Annotated in this window: 17 protein-coding genes and 2 pseudogenes; 12 read left to right on the top strand and 7 right to left on the bottom strand. The window is 68.9% G+C overall.

Going from position 1 to position 19,441, the window contains the following annotated elements; all coding sequences use genetic code 11:
* The first annotated feature begins 216 nt into the window (after positions 1-216).
* The 8 genes and pseudogenes from KBX50_RS30440 to KBX50_RS33460 all read left to right on the top strand — a co-directional run bounded on the left by KBX50_RS30440 (position 217) and on the right by KBX50_RS33460 (position 9,517).
* Positions 217-558 carry a pilin gene (locus KBX50_RS30440; protein WP_210941310.1) on the top strand — a complete coding sequence of 114 codons (342 nt, stop codon included), beginning with the start codon at positions 217-219 and terminating at the stop codon, positions 556-558.
* On the top strand, positions 558-2,039 hold the full coding sequence (locus tag KBX50_RS30435) for a hypothetical protein (protein ID WP_210941309.1): 1,482 nt from the start codon (positions 558-560) through the stop codon (positions 2,037-2,039). The genes KBX50_RS30440 and KBX50_RS30435 overlap by 1 nt, the downstream gene beginning before the upstream one ends.
* A 30-nt stretch (positions 2,040-2,069) precedes the next feature.
* A complete protein-coding gene (locus KBX50_RS30430; RefSeq protein ID WP_210941308.1) occupies positions 2,070-2,993 on the top strand; it encodes a PrgI family protein in 924 nt (307 codons plus the stop codon).
* Complete coding sequence (locus KBX50_RS30425) at positions 2,990-4,828, top strand: VirB4 family type IV secretion system protein (RefSeq protein WP_247674722.1); 1,839 nt, start codon at positions 2,990-2,992, stop codon at positions 4,826-4,828. The genes KBX50_RS30430 and KBX50_RS30425 overlap by 4 nt, the downstream gene beginning before the upstream one ends.
* 89 nt (positions 4,829-4,917) lie before the next feature.
* The gene (locus KBX50_RS30420; protein ID WP_210941321.1) at positions 4,918-7,302 is read left to right on the top strand and encodes a helicase HerA domain-containing protein; all 2,385 of its coding nucleotides are present in this window, start codon (positions 4,918-4,920) and stop codon (positions 7,300-7,302) included.
* A gap of 129 nt (positions 7,303-7,431) precedes the next feature.
* On the top strand, positions 7,432-8,430 hold the full coding sequence (locus KBX50_RS30415; RefSeq protein ID WP_210941307.1) for a replication-relaxation family protein: 999 nt from the start codon (positions 7,432-7,434) through the stop codon (positions 8,428-8,430).
* Between the two features lie 200 nt (positions 8,431-8,630).
* On the top strand, positions 8,631-9,002 hold the full coding sequence (locus KBX50_RS33465; protein ID WP_307871120.1) for a TetR family transcriptional regulator C-terminal domain-containing protein: 372 nt from the start codon (positions 8,631-8,633) through the stop codon (positions 9,000-9,002).
* 120 nt (positions 9,003-9,122) lie between these two features.
* Positions 9,123-9,517: pseudogene (locus KBX50_RS33460) on the top strand (VOC family protein).
* 208 nt (positions 9,518-9,725) lie between these two features.
* On the opposite strand, the gene KBX50_RS30405 reads toward KBX50_RS33460, so the two are convergent.
* Complete coding sequence (locus tag KBX50_RS30405) at positions 9,726-10,385, bottom strand: hypothetical protein (RefSeq protein WP_210941306.1); 660 nt, start codon at positions 10,383-10,385, stop codon at positions 9,726-9,728.
* A complete protein-coding gene (locus KBX50_RS30400; protein WP_210941305.1) occupies positions 10,360-10,758 on the bottom strand; it encodes a PadR family transcriptional regulator in 399 nt (132 codons plus the stop codon). The genes KBX50_RS30405 and KBX50_RS30400 overlap by 26 nt, the downstream gene beginning before the upstream one ends.
* Before the next feature lie 265 nt (positions 10,759-11,023).
* Here KBX50_RS30400 and KBX50_RS30395 point away from each other — a divergent pair.
* Positions 11,024-11,516: pseudogene (locus tag KBX50_RS30395) on the top strand (HAD domain-containing protein).
* Positions 11,517-11,594: 78 nt separating this feature from the next.
* Here the strand turns inward: KBX50_RS30395 and KBX50_RS30390 are convergent.
* Complete coding sequence (locus tag KBX50_RS30390) at positions 11,595-11,990, bottom strand: hypothetical protein (protein ID WP_210941304.1); 396 nt, start codon at positions 11,988-11,990, stop codon at positions 11,595-11,597.
* Positions 11,991-12,082: 92 nt separating this feature from the next.
* A complete protein-coding gene (locus KBX50_RS30385; RefSeq protein WP_210941303.1) occupies positions 12,083-12,607 on the bottom strand; it encodes a hypothetical protein in 525 nt (174 codons plus the stop codon).
* Positions 12,608-12,978: 371 nt separating this feature from the next.
* Here KBX50_RS30385 and KBX50_RS30380 point away from each other — a divergent pair, with 371 nt between their 5' ends.
* The 3 genes from KBX50_RS30380 to KBX50_RS30370 all read left to right on the top strand — a co-directional run bounded on the left by KBX50_RS30380 (position 12,979) and on the right by KBX50_RS30370 (position 15,879).
* A complete protein-coding gene (locus KBX50_RS30380) occupies positions 12,979-13,527 on the top strand; it encodes a hypothetical protein (RefSeq protein WP_210941302.1) in 549 nt (182 codons plus the stop codon).
* A 162-nt stretch (positions 13,528-13,689) separates the two neighbouring features.
* Entirely contained in the window at positions 13,690-14,595 is a 906-nt protein-coding gene (locus tag KBX50_RS33690; protein ID WP_307871119.1) for a phosphotransferase, read from the top strand.
* 633 nt (positions 14,596-15,228) lie between these two features.
* Positions 15,229-15,879, top strand: a complete 651-nt coding sequence (locus KBX50_RS30370) for a hypothetical protein (RefSeq protein WP_210941300.1) — start codon at positions 15,229-15,231, stop codon at positions 15,877-15,879.
* A 97-nt stretch (positions 15,880-15,976) separates the two neighbouring features.
* On the opposite strand, the gene KBX50_RS30365 is transcribed toward KBX50_RS30370, so the two are convergent.
* The 3 genes from KBX50_RS30365 to KBX50_RS30355 form a co-directional block, all read right to left on the bottom strand.
* Positions 15,977-16,471, bottom strand: a complete 495-nt coding sequence (locus KBX50_RS30365; protein ID WP_210941299.1) for a hypothetical protein — start codon at positions 16,469-16,471, stop codon at positions 15,977-15,979.
* A gap of 315 nt (positions 16,472-16,786) precedes the next feature.
* Positions 16,787-17,404 (bottom strand): hypothetical protein, encoded by a 618-nt coding sequence (locus tag KBX50_RS30360; RefSeq protein WP_210941298.1) that lies wholly within the window; start codon positions 17,402-17,404, stop codon positions 16,787-16,789.
* 95 nt (positions 17,405-17,499) lie between these two features.
* A complete protein-coding gene (locus tag KBX50_RS30355) occupies positions 17,500-18,573 on the bottom strand; it encodes a hypothetical protein (protein WP_210941297.1) in 1,074 nt (357 codons plus the stop codon).
* Between the last annotated feature and the right edge of the window lie 868 nt (positions 18,574-19,441).

Here is a 19,441-nt window from a genome sequence, read left to right as displayed (position 1 = left end):
CGATCCACCCTGGCATGCCAGCCGGGTTTGCGGGCGGTCTTGGGCGCCGCCCGGTGTGGGTGGTGACTCGGCCCGGCGTCGGTCCGTGCTCACCACAATTTCCGAACCTGGTGTGGAAGGAGAGTGCTTCCACGGTCTCCGCCCGTGCGGGCGGCGCCTCCCCTATCGGCTTTCGCGCATGCCCCGCCGCCTGGCGGGGTGGGAGGTGAAGACCAGATGCGCCGTGTCCTGTCCCGTCTGTTCCTGTCCACCGTGATCGTCGCCGGTGTTGTCGCCGGCACGGCGGGTGCGGCTCAGGCTGGGCCGCCAGAACTGCTGGCGGTCAACAGCCTGGACACCGTCATCAACAACCTCATCGCCTGGATCGTCGGCATCCTCGTCGGCGTCGCCACGTTGTTCCTCACCTACGGCGGTGCCCTGTATCTGATGGCCGGTGGTGACCCCGGTCAGGTGGAGAAGGCCAAGGGTGCGCTGAAGGGTGCCGCGACCGGCTACGGCCTGGCGGTGCTCGCGCCGGTGCTGATGAGCATCCTGCGCGGCATCCTCGGGACGAACTGATGTACAACCCGTTCACCATCGCGGCGGTGCTGGACAGGGTCCTGGAGTGGATCGCGGCACGGGTCGCGGACGTCATCGACGCCCTGTGGCGGTTGCTGTCCTGGGCGTTCCTCGTCGTGCCGGACGTGACCGCCCTGCCGCAGGTCCAGACGATCAGCACCCGCGCACTGGTCATCGCCAACACCTGCTATGTGGTGGCGATCGTCGCCTGCGGTGTGGTGGTCATGGCCCGCGACAGCGTGCAGGCCCGCTACGGCGTCGCGGAACTCGCGCCCCGTCTGCTGATCGGCGTCATCGGCGCGAACTTCGCGATGCCGATGTGCCGGGAACTCATCGCGCTGGGTAACGCGCTGATCCAGGCGCTCATCGGTGAGTCGGTCACCACCGATGGCTCGCTGGACCAGTTGCGTCGCACGATCGTCGACGCGTTGACCAATCCGGCCAACGCCCTGCTCACGCTCGTCATCGGCGTGGTCATCGCTGTTCTCGCCGCCATGATCATGGTCGGTTGGGTGCTGCGGCTGGGCCTGCTGGTGATCCTCGTTGGTCTCGCACCGGCAGCGTTGGCCTGCCACGGCACACCATGGACCGAGCCGGCTGCAAAGTTGTGGTGGCGGGCTTTCCTCGGCGTGTTCGCCACAGTCGGCGGTCAGGGCATCGCGTTGCACGCCGGGTTGACGGTGTTCGTCAGCCCGACTGCGAATCTGCCCGCCCTGGGTCTGCCGAACGATCCGACGGGCACGCTCAACCTGTTCATCGTCTGCTGCCTGCTGCTGGCGGTGACGCGGATCCCGGGTCTGGTGCGCCGGTACGTCACGGGTGGGCAGTCCCGCAACGTGGTCGGCGCGTTCGTCCGGGTCGCCATCGTCCAGCAACTCGGCCGCGCCCTCACCGGGGGCCTGTGGGGTGGCGCGGGGCGTGCTGCGGCGGGAGCCGCCGTCGGCCGGACACGCCGTGCCGGGAACCTGGCTGCCCGTTCCGGAGGAGTGCCGCTGCCGCAGCCCGTAGGGGTCCGCAGTGGTGCCGGGCCCGGTCCGCTGGCGCGTCGTCCGCCGCGAACTGCTGCGGCCTCGACGCCTGCCAGTCCGTCCCAGGCCCCGCCTGGGGCCGGGGTGCGGAGGGTGCCGGCGGGGCGGACTCCGGCGACGGCGATGCCGCAGCGGATGCCGCGGTGGCGTCGCTGGTGGGCCTACACCGAATCCGGCACCGGCTGGCCGAGCGGCGCGTCTCGGCGAGCGTCCGGGACGGGCCGGTCGGCCGAGTCGATGCCAGGCCCGCGCGTGCCGCCGGTGCTCTCTGCTGTCCCTGAGTCCGCGCGAACGGCCAGCGGCACCGGATGGCCGTCGGTGCCCACCTACGGACCTCGGATTACCCGCAACTCAGCGGCAGCACGTGCCGCAGCCACTACCCGGTCACGACCGCGGCCTTCACCTCGGCCGGCTGCCGGCCGCGACAGCAGCGGCGCCGGCTGGCCGGGCTGACCCCTTCGATGCCAAGGATTGGTGTTTCCCATGTCTGATGTTGATCTTCGTGCTCGTATTCCGGCGGACATTGAGGCCCCGGATCGTCTGCTGTACCAGCTGAGCCCGCGGCAGGTGGCCATCCTGGCCACCGCTGCCGCGGTGGCGTACCTGCTGTGGCGGGCCCTGCTGGGCCATGTGCCGATGCCGATCCTCCTTGCCGCCGTGATTCCGCTGCTCGGCGCGGCCACGGTCCTGGCGTTGGGTCGCCGTGACGGCCTGGGCCTGGACGCGTGGCTCCTCGCGGCGGCCAGGGGCTCGCGCACCCCGCGCCGGCAGGTTCCCGCGCCCGGCGGGAAGGCGCCGCGGTGGGCGCCGAGCCCGGTCGGGGCCGCCGGTGACCTGACGCCACCGGCCCTGTTGCGGCTGCCGGCGCGGGCGATCGCCGCCAACGGGGTGGTGGACCTGGGCGGGACCAGCGCCGCCCTGGTCGCGGTGACCACGGTGAACCTGGGTTTGCGGACGCCGGCGGAGCAGGCGGCGCTGGTCGGCGCCTACGCCCGCTGGTTGAACAGTCTGACCGCGCCGGTGCAGATCGTGGTATCCACGCAGCCGGTGGACCTGGCCGGGCATGCGCAGCGCATCGCCGACGCCGCCGATCTGCTGCCTCATCCGGCGTTGGCGGACGCCGCCGCCGACTACGCCGAGTTTCTCCTCGACGTGGAGGAGGAGCGGCAGCCGCTGTGGCGAACGGTGACCATCGTCCACACCGCCACCGGCGCCCGCCGCGACACCGATGTGCTGCGGGCCGCCGAGCACACCGCCGCCGCGTTGCAGGGCGTGGGCGCCACCACCCGGGTTCTGGACGGGCCGGCGGTCGCCGCCGTGCTCGCCGCCGCGGTCGACCCCTACACCCTCCCCCTGTCCGGGGAGCGGGCGCTGCCGGACCAGCCGGTCACCGGAGGGCAACAATGACGCTCCGAAACGTGCTACGCGCACTGCTTCCCACCCGCACACCCCAGCCGGCCGCACCGCCGGCAGGGCCGACAGGATCCCAGGTCGACGCCCTGGCCGCGTTGATCGGCCCGGCCAGCGTCAAGGTGACCCCCCGCTACCTGAAGGTCGGCGACGGCTACACCTCGACGCTGCTGGTCAACGGCTATCCCGCGGAGGTCGGCGCAGGCTGGCTGTCCCCGCTGACCGGCTGGCCCGGCCGCGCCGACGTCGTCATCCACATCGAACCGCTCGATCCGCAGGTGGCCGCGTCCCGGCTGCGCCGCCAGCGTGCCCGCCTCGAATCCTCCCGACGCTCGGATGCCGAGCACGGCCGTCTCGACGACCCGACCACCGAGGCCGCCGCCGCGGATGCCGCCGAGCTGGCCGACCGGGTGGCGCGGGGTGCGAGTCGTCTGTTCCGGGTCGCGCACTACATCGCTGTGCACGCGACGAGTTTGGAGGAGTTGACCGAGTCGGTGGCGCATGTGCGGGCCACCGCCGCGTCGGTCATGCTCGACACGGTTGCGGCGACCTGGCGGCAGCTGCCGGCGTGGACGTCCACCCTGCCGCTCGGGGTGGACAGCATCGGGATGCGGCGGGTGTTCGACACCGACAGCCTCGCCGCGGGCATGCCCCTGGCCTCCGCTGACCTGCCCGCGCCGCTGCCGGGGGATCCGCCCACCGCCTCCGGTGTCCTGTACGGGTTGAACACGGTCACCAACGGGATCGTGTGGCATGACCGGTGGGCGGCCGACAACCACAACAGTGTGGTGCTGGCCCGTTCCGGCGCGGGCAAAAGCTACATGATCAAGCTGGAGACGTTGCGGAGCCTGTATGACGGGGTGCAGGTCCACGTCATCGACCCGGAGGACGAGTATCGGCGGCTCGCCGAGGCGGTCGGCGGCACCGTGATCAACCTCGGCGCCCCCGACGTGCGGCTCAACCCGTTCGACATCGCCGCCGACGACCGGCGGCCCGACGCGCGTACCCGGCGAGCTCTGTTCGCCCACACCCTGGTCACCGTGCTCCTCGGCGGCGGGCAGGACGGTGGCATGGATCCGGCCGAACGTGCCGCCTTCGACCGGGCCGTCAACACCGCCTACCTGGAGGCGGGTGTCACCAACGACCCGGGCACCTGGGCGCGGCCGGCGCCGTTGCTGCGTGACGTGGCCGCCGCCCTGGAGGCCGACGGCTCGCCGCCGGCGGTCACTCTCGCTGCTCGGCTGTCGCCGTGGACGACCGGCAGTTTCAGTCACCTGTTCGCCGGACCCACCACCACCCACCCTGTCGGGCATCTGGTGGTGTGGTCGACCCGGCACCTCGCCGACGAGCTGCGCCCCGTCGGAATGCTCCTTGCCTTGGACGCGATCTGGCGGATCGTGGACGCCCCACCCGCCACCGGTCCGACCGGGGACCCGCGTCGGCTGGTCATCGTCGACGAGGCCTGGACCCTGCTGCGCGACGGTGAGGGCGTGCGGTTTCTGAACCGGCTGGCGAAAGCGGCCCGCAAACGCCGCGCCGGCCTGTCGGTGATCACGCAGGACGCCGCCGACCTGCTCGGCTCCGACCTCGGGCAGGCCGTGATCGCCAACAGCGCCACCCAGGTGCTGATGCGCCAAGCCCCGCAGGCGATCGCCGCCGTCGCCGACAGCTTCCACCTCACCGGAGGGGAAGCGCGGATGCTGCTGTCCGCCCAACGCGGCGAAGGACTCCTGCTCTCCGGTGCCAACCGGGTGGCCAGCCACGCCGTGTCCTCCTACCGAGAACACGAGCTGTGCGTCACCGGCACGACCGATCTGCAGGACGAGTCGTGACCTGGCAAGCCGCACCCGCCCCGCCGCTGCCAGAGTCTGTCACGCCGACCAACCCGGTCGCCGAGACGATCGGCGCCGCGGTCGGGTGGATGGTGGCCCGGCCGTGGCTCGCCGCCATCGCCGCCGCGGCAGCTGTGGTCGCGGTCGTCGCCCACGGCCAGCTGCAGATCTGGCGGCAAAGGCGCTGGCAGCGGCACGCCCAGCAGGTCACCATCACCCCACCGCCGCAGGTGGAGCCGGACAGTGCCGTGAGGTGGTGGGCGACCTGCGCGGAGATCCTGCGGCCGGCCGGCTGGCGACGGTGGCTCTACGGCACCCCGCACGTCGGCTACGAGTACCGGTGGGCGGGCCGGCAGCTGACCATCACCATCTGGCTGCCCGGCACCGTCGCGACCGGACCGGTCCTCGCCGCGACCGCCGGCGCCTGGCCCGGCGCCACCACCACTGTCACCGACGCCACAGAACCCATCCCTACCGGCGTCCTCTGCGAGGGCCGCGCCCTGAGACCCACCCTGCCGGCGTGGTACCCGATCGTCACCGACCACGACACCGACCCACTACGCCCTCTGATCTCCGCGCTGTCGGGGCTGCGCGACCACGAGTACGCCTGCGTGCAGATCCTCGCCCGCCCCGCCACACCCCGGCAGATCCGCCGGCTGCGCGCCGGCACCGCGGCCCTGCGCACCGGCCAGCGCACCCCCGGCGTTCTCGACCCGTCGGCTTGGCTGGAAGGACTGTTCGGTCTCCTCACGCCCGGCCCGACCTGCCCCACGGCGGGCAGCCGGACCACCGCCTACCGGCCGCCGGTCGGTGACCCGGAACGAGACCGCGACGCCCGCGCCGCCGTGGACAAGCTGGCCTGCGGGCAGCTGTGGGAAACGTCCATCCGCTACGGCATCGCCCACACCAACCCCCGCCAAGCCCGTGAGGAGAACCTGCGGGCCCGGTTGGCGACCCTCGCCGACGGTGTCGCCTCCGCCTACGGCCTCTACACCGCCCGGCAGCGACTACGCCGCGTCCGCCTCACCCAACCCGCCACCGTGTTGGCGAACCGGCCACTGCGCACCGGCTACCTGCTCGGCGCCGCGGAACTCGCCGCCGTGGCCGCCCTGCCCTGCGACGTGGCGGTGCCCGGTCTGCTGCGGGCCCGCGCCAAACCGATGCCGGTGCCGGTCGACGTTCCCACCACCGGCGGCCGGGGCGTCAAACAGCTCGGCCGGGCGCAGATCGGCGGCCACGCCGTCGGGCTGCCCGTCGTCGACGCCCGCCAACACCTGCACGTCCTCGGCTCCACCGGCGTCGGGAAGAGCACCCTGCTGGTCAACATGATCCTCGACGACGTGGCCGCCCACCGCGGCGTCGTCGTCATCGACCCCAAAGGCGACCTGGTCACCGACGTCCTCGACCGGCTCAACCCGCACGTCGCCGACCGGGTGGTGCTCATCGACCCCGACCAAACCCAGGGCGGCTACTTCAACCCCCTGTCCGGCGACGACCACGACCTCGCCGTGGACAACGTCGTCTCCATCTTCTCCAAAATCTTCCAACGGCACTGGGGGCCCCGCATCGACGACACCCTGCGCGTGGCCTGCCTGACCCTGATGCGCAAGGCCAACGCCACCCTCGCCCTGGTCCCGCCGCTGCTCAACGACAAACAGTTCCGCCTCGCCTTCACCGAAGGCCTCGACGACCCGGAAGGCCTCCTCGGCTACTGGACCTGGTACGAGTCCATGCCCCCACCCGTACGGGCACAAGTCATCGGCCCCGTCATGGCCCGCCTCCGCGCGTTCCTGCTGCGGGACTTCCCCCGCCGCACCCTCGGCACACCACGGTCGTCGTTCGACATGGGACGGCTACTCAACAGCGGCGGGATCCTCCTCGCCCGCCTACCCAAGGGCCAACTCGGCGAGGACACCTCCCGGCTGATGGGCTCGTTCATCCTGGCCCGCGCCTGGCAGGCCGCCACCGCCCGCGCGAAACTCCCCGAACACCAGCGACGCGACTGCACCGTCGTGATCGACGAATGCCACAACTTCCTGAACCTGCCCGGCTCCGTCGACGACATGCTCGCCGAAGCCCGCGGCTACCGGATGAGTCTCGTCCTGGCTCACCAGGACCTCGCTCAACTCCCCCGCCCCACCCAACTGGCCCTGTCCGCGAACGCCCGCAACAAAGTCACCTTCAACGTGGCACCCGAGGACGCCCACCAGATGGCCCGGCACATGTTCCCCGAACTGTCCGACCACGACCTCAGCCACCTCGACGCCTACCAGGCCGCCGCCCGCCTCGTGATCGGCAACCGGGAAACCGCCGCGTTCACCCTGCACACCCGACCACCCCGCCCGATCATCGGCGCGGCCGACCAGATCCGGGCCGCCTGCGCCGCGGCCAGCGGCGGCGCAGGCGATCCCACGGCGATCGAGCAACTCGCCACACGGCTGGCCACCCAGGCCGACACCCACCGCCGCCGGTGAACCCCGTCCGTTGCCGCCAGGCGGGATTCCCCCGGCTAGGCGGCGGGTGGGTGCTGGTCCGCACCCCGGTGCAGACCCGGCCGGCCCTCGCTCACCCTCGAACGCCCAACAGTGCAGGTAGGTGCATGAATGCCCGATGGTCAACCGTCCCGACAGTCCCTCCGGGGGGACACTCTCCGACCGGGGGGCGGCCCATCGCCTCCTCTCCCCCGCACACCGGTCCGGCGTACGCCGGCGACCCTGGCCGACATCTCTGCCCGGCTGCGGCCACGCGACCGGGTCATCGCCTTCCTCCTGTCCGACCACACCGCCCTCACCACCGAGCAGATCGCCGCAGTGCTGTTCGACTCGCCGATCACATGCGGCCACCGCCTCTACACGCTGCGCCGCATGGACTTCATCAACCGCGTGCTGCGCGCCCATCCCGGCCAACCCACCCACGTCTACTGGGTGCCCGGTCGACTGTCGGCCCGCCTGGTCGCCCTCGCCCGCGGCGAGACCCCACCCACCCCGAAAGCGGTCGCCCTCGCCGCCGACCGTGTCCTGTCCGACCGCACCCGCCGACACACCATCGAAACCAACCAGTTCTTCATCGACCTGCTCGTCCACAGCCGATCCCACCCGCAGTCCCGGCTGACCCGCTGGTGGTCCGAGCAGCAGACCACCGCCGCGTTCGGCCGCCGTATACGGCCCGACGGCCACGGCGTCTGGACCACCGGCCACCACCACGTCGGCTTCTGGCTCGAACACGACCGCGGCACCGAACACCACACACGGCTACGCGACAAACTGGAGCCCTACCGCCGACTCCGCAACGACGGCGGCCCCGACTACACCCTGCTGTTCTCCCTACCCACCCGGGAACGGGAACGCCATTTCCACCACAGGCTGGTTGAGTCCGCCGGCCGCGACCACCGCATCGCCGCCGCCCTGGCCACCCTCACCATCGCCACCTGCGCCCGCGACCGCGTCAACGGCCACGGCCCCGCCGGCCCCGTCTGGCGACTCGTCGGGAACGGAGGCCACCGGCTGCGACTGGCCGATCTCCCCACCACCGACGAGGAACCCGGGCCGCTCAATCCCGGACCACCCACACCCGATCACGACCCGCTACAGGAACTCATCTGACTCCGACAACAGGCGAGACCGCACGTGCGAGCTGCCCGCCGATTACTCAGGCGAATCTGCTCCAGCATGGCCCCACCGCCCGAACACGGCGCACGGCGGCAAGCGAGCTCCGGCTATGACGGACGAGATCGGTTCCACCAGGACCGCCATAACTGGCCCACCCGGGCTGTCTCGCCGAGGAGGATCAAGCCCTGGGACCGGTGACCCCCCGCAACGTCGTCTACGGCACACTCACCGCGATCCTGCCCACCGACGCCGAGAGCCTTGACTTGACCAGGGCCTACACCGGCTACTACACCTTGGTCTTCACCGACCCCGACCTCGCCACCCGGCACGGCGCCACCTACCCGGACAAGGTCGAACGACTGCTCACCGGGCAACTGACCACCGCGCAGCAGGCCGACCAGATCGACACCACCCTGAACCCGGCGACAACCGCCGCCGGACTCCTCGCCCTCACCAACGGCCTCGGCTCAAGCGTGCTCGGCGGGCAACGAGACGGCGCAGCCGCACTGCGTATTCTCACCGATCACATCGATCGGCTGTTCAAGCACGGACCAAACCGGCCGTAACACAAACTCAAGCGCGACCTCAGCAGCCCACAGACCGATGGGTTGCTCACCAACGACACCCACTCTTGCCGTGGTGGTGCGCGCGAGCGGCGAGCAGGAGGCGACCCCGCGTACGCTGCCGTGGTGCAGATCGACTTGGTTGCCCTGGTTGTCGAGGAGTACGACCCGGCGATCGCGTTCTTCATCGACATGCTCGGCTTCGACCTCGTCGAGGACTCCCGTCGCTGACCAACGACGGGCGACCCAAGCGGTGGGTCGTCGTGCGGCCCCCGGGTGCCCAGACCGGGATTCTGCTCGCCCGCGCCGACGGAGCACACCAGCGTGCCGCTGTCGGTAACCAGGTAGCCGGCCGGGTCGGGTTCTTCCTGCGCGTCGACGACTTCGACGCCGCATACCGACGGATGACAGAGGCCGGTGTCACCTTCGTCCGGGAACCGCGCACCGAGCCCTATGGCCGGGTCGCGGTCTTCCTCGACATCTCCGGCAACCGGTGGGACCTTCTCGACGCGACCTGAGGTCACCGCACTTGCCAGCCAAACCGCCAAGATCACACATCCTGATCTGCCGCGGGTCGCTCGCGACGCACCGTCACGGCATCTGACCGGCTGCCTCGCCGGTGCAGGTTCTGGCGATAGTGCAGGTGCTTGGAAAATCGGGGCACGCTCCGGGGTTGAGCCGACGCGTGACTGCCTCGCCCCTTGCTGATGCGTCACATCGGCTGGCTTAGCCCGCCGATGTGACCGACTTGCGGCGGGCCAGCGCCGTTGCGGCGAGGAAGGCGGCGAGGACGATCGTCGCTTCGGTTCCGATCGCCAGTGGGGTGAGCGGGAAGTCGAGCGCCCAGCCGAATGCCGCTGCGGCGGCGATCGCGGCGGCGATCGTGGGTGGCAGGAGCAGTGTCATTCGCGTGGCGGTGTGTCGGATGCGGGGTACCTCGCGCAGGGCGATGCGCACGGCGAGGACGGCGCCGGCGACGACGACCGCTGCGACGGAGCCGTAGAAGATCCCAGCGGCAAGCCACACCGGTACGCGCACATCGCGCGGCAGGTCGAATGCCGCCACGAATGCCTGGTGCAGGCCGATGACCAGGATGTATCCCGAGATGAGGGAGAGCACTGCGCCCGCGCTGGCCACGCCGAGCACCTGGCCGTAGCGCGGTGGGATCCGCTGCACGCCGGCTTCCTCGGCGATCCTCAGGGCGAAGCCGGTGGGGTCAGTGCCGAGAAGCTCCGCAGGGTCGATCCCGTCGGCAGTTGCGGCGTCGAGTTCGCTTCGCAGGTCGGCAGCAAGAGTCGCCCGGTCACGACGGTGAATGCCGAGAGCGCGCCATTCTCGGTCTGCGGCGGCGAGGAGGTGGTCAACGGCCGGCGTCGACGTGCTCATGGTCATCTCCTGGATTCGGTGGACGGACGGTGAGGGTTTCGTTCACGACGCTGGCGAACTGGGCCCACTGCTCGCGCCAGACGCTCAGTCGGTCATGGCCGGTGTCCGTGAGCCGGTAGACCTTGCGGGGCGGGCCGTTGGGGCTGGGCTGCATCGCGTTGGCCACGAGTCCCAAGCGGTGCAGTCGGGTGATCAACGGGTAGACGGTGCCGTAACTGACCGTTCCGAATCCAGCGGTGTCGAGTCGGCGGACGAGTTGGTAGCCGTGCGCAGGCTCGGCGGCAAGTAGCGCAAGCAGGCACATGTCCAAGCAGCCGCGCAGGAGCTGGGCCTGCCGCTCGGCCGACTCGCCCGACTCGCCGTTCACTACCATGTGGCACATAGTACGGCCGGTACTATGTGGCGTCTAATAGATGTCCCGGAAGAGAGTGACAGCGGCTCAGCTCCGCCCCCCGCGCCACCCAGATGCTCCACGACGTCGCGGCGCCGCTACCGAGGTCTGACCGCGCAGCACCAAGATCGAGCGCACTATTCTGCCGCCAGGCGGGCGCGGCGTCAGATACGGGTCGTGACGTGGACGATCGCTGACCGGCGATGAGCGGTACGGTCTGGCGGTGTCTGTCAGCGACGGACGACCGCTGATCTTTGTCGACATCGACGGCGTGCTCATCCCGTTCCGTGCCCGGCCAGCCAGTGCCGAGGGTCAGCGCAGCGGCAGCATGGGAGACGGTCCCGACTGTTACGGCAATCCTCTGCTGGACCGTCTCCCACCCGACGACGGTCGCCGGCAGCTCGCCTTGCCCGGTGAACTGGCCTGGGCGAGTACGTGGATGGCGGAGGCGAACGAGGTAGTGGCACCTCGGCTCGGCCTGCCTGCACTGCCCGTGGTCGACTGGATCGACGGTGACGAGGAACCACCGTACGGCGTGCATTGGAAGACCGCGTCGTTGGGCGGCAGATCGTCCGTTCGTCTGGCTCGACGACGAGATCACCGACGCCGACCGGCGATGGGTTGCCGCACACCACCCATACCCGGCGCTGCTGCACCGCGTTGACACGCATCTGGGACTGACCGACATCGACCTCACGGCAGTGCGTCAATGGCTTTACCACCGAGGCGAGAACGCTTGATCCGCTGCGCCATCCATCGCGGGATCGGCTCGTCCGCTCGTGCCGCGGGTATCTCGCCACCGTCCGAGACCAAGGGGCTCAGGGTTCAACCGGTGGCGGCACCAGCGATCGACAGTTGCGGTTGTTCTCGTCGGGGCTGGGCAGTTCAGTTGCGGCCTCGGTCAGCCAGCGGTGGTCGTAGTTCAGGTGGTCCCAGCGGGACCGCAGCCACTGGCGCTTGGTCGCACTCGCCGTTTGCCATAGGTGTCGCAGCCCGTCGGCGAGTTGATCACGTCGTTGCGGCGCGAGGAGTCCTGGAAGCTGGTGGCAGACGTCGGCGATCATGTTGGCGCGCTCACGACGTCGCTCCAGTGCGTGCGCCGGATGGGTTTCCAGCAGTGGCGCGGTGAAGAACCGGATCTCCAGGAAGCCCAGATGGAGCAGGTCGGCCGTCGCCGCCTCCATCGCAGCTTGGGGCGGCTGGCCCGGCTCCATAACAACCTCCTCTTCCGAGAGGTGAACAGTGGTGCCTCATGCCATCCGCTTCTGCCGCCGACCGGGCGGCCGACCGTACGTCACGCGGACGACTACGCCGTTGTGGCTCCGGCAACAGCTTTATGCTGCTGGTGTGCTCCGGTGCCCCGGACGACCTGAATACCGGCGGTCGTGGTGGTCACGAGTGCTACGGATGCCGCAATCAGCAGCAGAGTGGTCTCGGCCAGGACAGTGCGCATGTACTCGCCTCCGTTCGCGGTGGCGGACAGGTACTGCACGGCTGCGATCAAGTTGAGGGGTACGGCGACGATCGCGCTCACCCGCCACCACGCCACTGGCGCTGTGGGTGCGACCGGTGGTCCGGCGCGCCGGGCCCGGATGACCCAGTTGGCGACGCCGGCCCAGGCGGTAAGCAGCGTGAGAAGCAGCAGGCAGAACATCACTGCGGACAGCTCGCGAAGCGGCACGATGCTGTCAAGCATGTCCACCGTGCCGGACCCGTCGTGGGTCACTACGCCGATCCGGTGCTCGTACGCCGCGAGGGCGACGATGGTGTGGAAGACGTCCACGACCGTGAGGGCGACAAGGGCGGTCACGGCGGTGCGAGCACCGGGCATCTGACGACGATAGCTGAAGGTGAAACCTCGCTTGAGCGCTGATCCTTGGTTCACGGTCCTCGCAGAGTCCACGCTCACGTGCACGGATCTGCCGCGAACTGCTCGATACGGAGCATCGTTGTCTCGGGCAGTCGCCAGACGTTGCGCGGGGGCGTTGACGTGGCCGATGCTGAACGCATTGGTGTCTACCGGGTCGCTGGCCGGAAGTTCGTCTCGGCCGGCGATGAGAGCCTCTGCTGTCGGCGTACGAGTTCGGGTGCACAGGTAGGTACGACTGAACGTACCCAACCGCTGGCCCCGCCTGGGGCCGCTGTCGGTGACGTTGCGTAGCCTTCAGCGGGAGACAGCGGTTCTCGATGGAAGGGTGATCGGTGGCGCGTACCTGGCTGTCCATACGGGTTGAGCTGGTCTCCGGTCGTGGCATCGACCTATGGCCTCGACCTGGCAGGATCTTCGCCGCGGGCCGGTCACACACCTTCGCCCAATTGGCTGACGCGATCGATCTGGCGTTTGCCCGCTGGGACCTGGCCCACATGCACATGTTCACGCTGGCCGACCAGACCCAGGTCACGCCGCTTGAGCTGTGGGATGGCGAGGCGCCCGAGGACAGCATCGGCAGCGGCCGAACCAAACTGAGTCGGCTGGGTGGCGGCGAGCAGTTCGCGTACGTGTTCGACTTCGGTGATGACTGGGCGCATCTGTGCACGGTCGCCGAGTCCCGCATCGACCCGCTGGAGACGCTCGGCGGTTTGCCTGCCGAGCCGATGCCGTACTTCGGCTGGGGTGACTTGCCCGACCAGTATGGCCGGCGCTGGGACGGCGACGACGGCGAGTCGCAGCCGCCGAAACCGCCGCGCCGACCGCTTGCCGAGCTTCCGCCGCTGCTGCCGTGGTGGGGGCCGCGCCAACGCGGACAGTAACGGCCCGCAGGCTATCGGACAACCGCCACCTGGGCACGTTCACGCGTACCTACCTGAGTATCCGAACACGTACGCCGACATCTGGTCACAGTTGAGGAGTATGGCCTTGTCCGCGAGTAGGAAACGACCCCGCTGGGCCGAACTGCCGGCGTCGGTTCGAGGGTGTATCGAAGGTCTGCAGGGTGGTGCCGTGGTGGACACCGAGAGCTGTGTCGGCGTCTTCTCGCCCGGCTTCGCCTCCCGGCTCACCCTGCGGGGTGGCCGCCGGGCATTCGTCAAGGCACTGGACGCACAGCTGTGGCCGGTCGAGGCGTCGCATTACCGCGCCGAGGCTGGAGTGGCCGGGCGGCTACCAGCAGACCTGCCCGTGCCTCGACTCTTGAACACGCACGACGACGGCCGGTGGGTGATTCTGGTCTTCGAGCATGTGGACGGCGTCGCACCGGGGCAACCCTGGACGGCACGGCAAATCCGGCGCGTCGTCGCGCAGGCAGTCGCCTTCGCTCAGGCGACCACACCGTCACCGATCGAACTCCCGCGCGACCACCCGCGACTCGGCGGCTGGACCGGCATCGCACTCGACCCGTCCAGCATCGCCCGGCTGCACACCGTCTCGACCTGGGCATCGCACCACCTCGATCGACTGACCGCGATCGAGCAGCAAGGGCTGCACGCGGCACAGGCGACTCACTCGTGCACTGCGACCTGTACCCACACAACATCCTGCTCAGTGGTGACCGCGTGATGTTCGTCGACTGGCCGCACGCCCGGCTCGGTGCCCCCGTTATCGACCTCATCGCGCTGCTGACCGGCATGGCAGCCGACGGCATCGATTCCGAACCGTACCTTCACGCAGCCTTGCCGGCTCTGAACTGCCCACCGGCTTCCTTCGACGCGATCCTCGCAGCGCATACCGGCTTCCTGATGGCGGGCGCACTGGCACCGATGCCCGCCGGGCTGCAAGCCATCGCCGAGGAGAAACTCCGCCTCGCAACAGCCGCAACCCAGTGGCTACAACACCGTTGCGTCACACGCGATAGCAATGCGCAGAACATCGTCAATCCGTAACAGCCGGCGCACTCACATGCCGCGCTGGGGGCGTGGCCGTGGCCGCTACCGAGATCGAGGTAGAGCGGCAGGCGTCCCATCCAATTCGTCAAGCAGTGCCTGTAACCGGTCACGGCATCGCAGGATGAGGCTGGAGATCTCGTCGAAGATCGCCGCACTGACGAGCCCGTTCTCGAACCACATCGCGCGCACGGCCGTCCGGGCCTGCACCAGGTATGTCGCGGCGGCCTCGATCAGTCCGGTGAACTCGTCACGGCGGTCCGGTGAAGCGAGCTGAGCGGATCGTCGCGCCGAGCGCAACGGCTCGTCGGCAGCGGTGAAGATCGCGGCACGATCGCCGTCGGCCTGGCTGGCGCCGATGCCTGCGAGAAAGGTACTCCAACTCGGTCGCGGCTAACGTCAGCCTGCCGACGGCCATGACCGTCTCGTCGGTAAGTCGCCGCATCGGTCAACCGTAGTGGACTTGGACCACATTCAGCTTGCGCTCATGTCGCCGAGCGGAAGCCTGGCCCTGGCAGCAGAAGCCGCCAGAGAACCGCATGGCGTTGTGAAGGTGATCGCCGCCAAGGTGCGCGGTCGAAGGCAGTGGCGTGCGCCTGCGGGACGATGTTCTCGATCGATTATGTTGCCGGCGTGGATATCCAGGTGCTGGAAGGTGCGCTCGTCGAGGTGCCGACGGTCGACGTCACAGGCATGGACCGGCGTGCGTTCGGCGAGTTCGTGGGGCCGCGTGGTGAGCTGGCCTCGTACGCGTTCGGCTGGACCACGGGCTCGGACCCGCACGTCGCCCGCCTGTCCATCGGGATCGGTGCTGGCAATCCCGGCGGTGGCACGTTCCACGCCGTTATCTTCGCGAACGAGGATGGTCACGCGTTCTCGCTCACCGACGAGCCGTTCGAGCGGGTCCCGCAGGGTGGTCCGGACCTGACCGCGGACCAGTCGCGCGCCCACGAGGACCTGCCGTTCCTCTGGTGGCTCACCGACCAGGTCATGCAGCGCGATCGGCGAGCCTGGTGGATGCGACACTGGCTACTGGGTACCACCTGTGTTCAGACCCCTGAAGTCTTCGAACGCCACGAGCCTGTTCTGCTGATCAGTCACGACGCGGACGCCGGAGTCTGGCAGCTGATCGGAGCCTCCGACGCGGACGACAACACCGGCAAACTCGGGCACCTACACCATGCCGTCGACGAGGACCCCAGCCTGATCGACGTTCTTGACCTGCCGCCCGGGCGCAGCGCGGTACGGGCGGGCGTCGGACAACCCTGGACCGGCGACGTCTAACCCCCTCCGTCCGTGAGCAGTGTGGATTAGTGGTCTCTCGTCGAAGGGCTCCACGCTGCGGTACTCATTTGGCACGATCGGCGTGGCACTGACCGACTCACCGCTGACGGTCGATCTCCACCCAAGGCAGCGCGTCGAGTGCCGACTGCACCTCGGTAAGCGGGGTGCGGCATACGGTACCCGGCAAGGCCGGCAGGACGGTGTTGCCTGACGCGTCCGTCAGCGCCAGCAACACCGGCGTCACGATGACGGCCGGACACACCAGGTCGCCGGTAGTCTCCGGCGGCGGTAGGCGCAGCGCGCGGACGAGGTCGTCGAACGGACCGGTGGCCCGCTGCGCGGCAGTCCAGGTGAGGCCCGACGAGGACGGACCTGCGGACTGCGGGAGGGTAAGCCGGAACGTGCACCGGACCGCCGCGACTGGCCGGAAGTCCGCAGGCAACGGGTCTGCGGAGCGTTGTCCGGCCAGCCTGTCCACCGCCGGGCAGGCAACGGCCGGCTGAGTGAGGTAGGGAGCGTGCCCGGAGACGTTCGAGCAGCCTGCCACGGCCAGAACGGCCACGAGTACCACGCCGATCCGCCGCATCCTCATGCAGGTGAGACGGCGTGGCAGCGTCACCGGTTTCGACAGACCTCGAGCGAACGCACAATGAACGACCGAAACGCTCTACCGGCGAGCCGCCGCCCGTTCGACCAGCCAGTACCTGATCGGACATCCGCTTCTGGTTCCTCTCTAACGTCTCGTCTCAGCCATGAACCTCTATCCCTCAAGCTCCGGCCTCCACGCTACGAGGGGAACGGCATCTGGCACGATCCACGACGGCTGCTCGCCAGGCCTCACGGCCCGACATCGTAGATCACACTCCACAAGGGATGACACGCCCAAAGATCATTTTGTTAGGAATTCCTACTCGGAGAGAAGGTTACGTCGAAGCAGTGCTTCGTGTTCTGCCTTGGCCTGCTGATCGGAGGGCTGCGCTACGGGGGTCGTGGGGGGTGGGTTGGATAGTCCGGCAAGGCGAAGCCCGTAGCCGGCGCGCGAGGTGGCCTTGATGACTAGTGGTGGTGCTGGAGGGGCGGGCCAGGTGAGGATGTGGAATCGCTCTCCCGGCGCGTCGACGACTTGGTCGAAGTGTTTGTCACGGCCGGCGGCGTGGATCCGCAGCCGGTAGTGGCCGGGCCCATGTGGGCTCAGCGAGGGCAGTTCGGGGATGTCGTGAGGTGGGTACTCGAGCTGGCCGACTGTCAGTGTTCCGTGGGGAGCGAAGAGGCTGAACTCCGCGACGTCCTCCCAGTCCTCTAGGGCCGCCCACTGGTCGACCGTGTCAAGCGGGGCGTCATGTTCGAGTGCTTCGATGGTTACCGTCACGTAGCCGCGGTCGACGCCGGCACTGACAAGCGCCGCCGATTCCATGACGCCGGCGATGCCGGTGGAATGGTCCATGGTGTCGAACGGGATGGCGACGTCGTGATCGGCGACGAGGAAGACGTGGTCCTGGACGTAGACCCTCAGCTCGCCGCTCATCACGTCTCCTTCCGCCGTCGTGTCGGCACGCGGGAACGTGGCGGAGTGCCAGTGCCGCCGACACTCCGCCACGTCGATACTTCTACGTTACGGACTTAACTGCTGGCTTCCACCCAGTATGGGTCGCCACCGAGGACTCGGTTGTCGTAGTAGAAGGCAGCCATGATGCCGCCTTGGGCGTTGTTCTCACTTGCGGTGATCATGCAGGCGCTCACGCCGGTGGAACCGGTGACGCCGGTGGGCGCGTTGATGTTGCAGCTGGAGAAAGTGCGCCGGGTGCCGCCGAAGGCGAGGCCCTGGTAGGTGGACGCGAGCGGGTACTCGTCGCAGCTCCTGCCAGCGATGCTGGGCGCATCACCGCAGGCCCGGCTCCTGTTCAGGTCGATGGTGGCCTGGTCCGTGTTGCGGTAGAGCGGGTCGAGGATGCTGGCACCCGGTAGTCCGGAGTTCTGGGCTCGCTGGACGTGCGAGGCCAGGGATGGGTAGCTGCCGCTGCTGTAGGTCACTTGAGCGGGGTACCACGGGACTACGCAGCCGACCCGGGCAGGTCGGGTGAAGTTGGCGCCGGTGGCGTTGTCGCACGAGATTTCGTCCATCGCCGAGGAGGCCCGCGCGGTCGGGTAGTTCGGGGCAGCGAAGGTCAGGTTCCAGGTCGTGGTGCAGTAGCCGATCGCGCCCAACGCCGTCGCGGTCGTGCGGGCTCCGGCCTCCCCGACTCGGCTGGTGTTGTTGACCGGTGACAAAGCCTGCACGGGGAAGGATGATGCTCCGTTCACCGTGCAGTCACCGGAGACGGCCAGCGTTCCCGTGACGGTGGATCGGACGGCGTCACCCCAGCCGCTCCATGGGGATACGCCAATTTGGTGGATCCAGTTGGGCAGGTCCACAGACCCGTAGGTGTAGTCGTAGACGTCCGCGTTGAGCTCGCCGGTGATGCGCACCGTTCCATTGACCGTTTGCGTGGTCGTCAAGAGCAGCCCGGTGATCCGGCACGCTGCGGTCCGCGAGGTCGATACCGCTCCACCATTGCTACCTGCGCACCACGACGGGAATGGCACCGGCGCGAGTGTGGTCACCTTGTCGTGGCGGCGGCTCGGCTGCGCGGGTTCGACGCACAACGACCGGTTATCCGAGGTCTGGACGCAGGTTTTCGTGAACGGAGCCGCCAACGACCGCGTCGTCCGTGCGCCGGGTCGTGCCACCGGCGGATTGCTGGGCTCGGCCAGCACAAGCGGTGCTTCGTGGGCACCGGGGACGCTGGTGTCTTGTGGGTCCGCGGCTGACGCTGACGACGGCGCGACGGCGACAGCGGCAGTGACGAGGACTGAGGTCGCCAGGATCTTGATTGCGCTACGCAAATGCACAGAGTGCTCCCCTCGTGATCGCTTGTAGCGGCGACATGGCAGGAGACATGGAAACATGCAAACGTTTTCGCCCTCAATCCCCTGTAACTACATGGCCATAAGACGTCCTCAATTGCCGCGGACAACGCGCGGTCGGGCCCGCCTGCTACCTGGTGCATGTTGTGGTCCTGTGAGCACCAACACCCAACCTCCACGGCGGCGTTCACGGTGAGTCGGGAACCCCAGGCGACGTCGAGCGTCAGCTCAAGCCAATCCTGGCCGCTGTAGAAAAGCGTGATCGTGGTGTCGAACAGGAGCAGGTGGACGCCGTCGGCCGGCACGGATGGACGCTGGCGGTGTTCGGGATACCACCACCAACCGATTCGGGTGGCGGCCGCGCGGTGGACATCAAGCGTGCGACCCAACCGCTGGAGCTCGTCCAGCGCCGCCGCATACTCGCTGGGGAGCACGTCAGGCAGTGGCACTTGATCGATTGATGTTACCGGCCCGGCCATACACCGAGCATCGCACGCCGGTCGGTGCACACATTTGCCGCAACCGGCGCGCGGGAGTTGCCCCCTGGTCCTGGACACTTGAGCCTTGGATCGTGATGGTCCGGGGAGATCAGGAGTCCCTGACAGATGGTGATGAAGCACTACCCCGCCGAGTTCAAGGCCGACGCGGTCGCGTTGTA

This window comes from Micromonospora sp. C51 (assembly GCF_018070435.1).
Classification (GTDB): Bacteria; Actinomycetota; Actinomycetes; order Mycobacteriales; family Micromonosporaceae; genus Micromonospora; species Micromonospora sediminimaris.
This window is presented reverse-complemented; position numbering and strand designations above follow the sequence as displayed.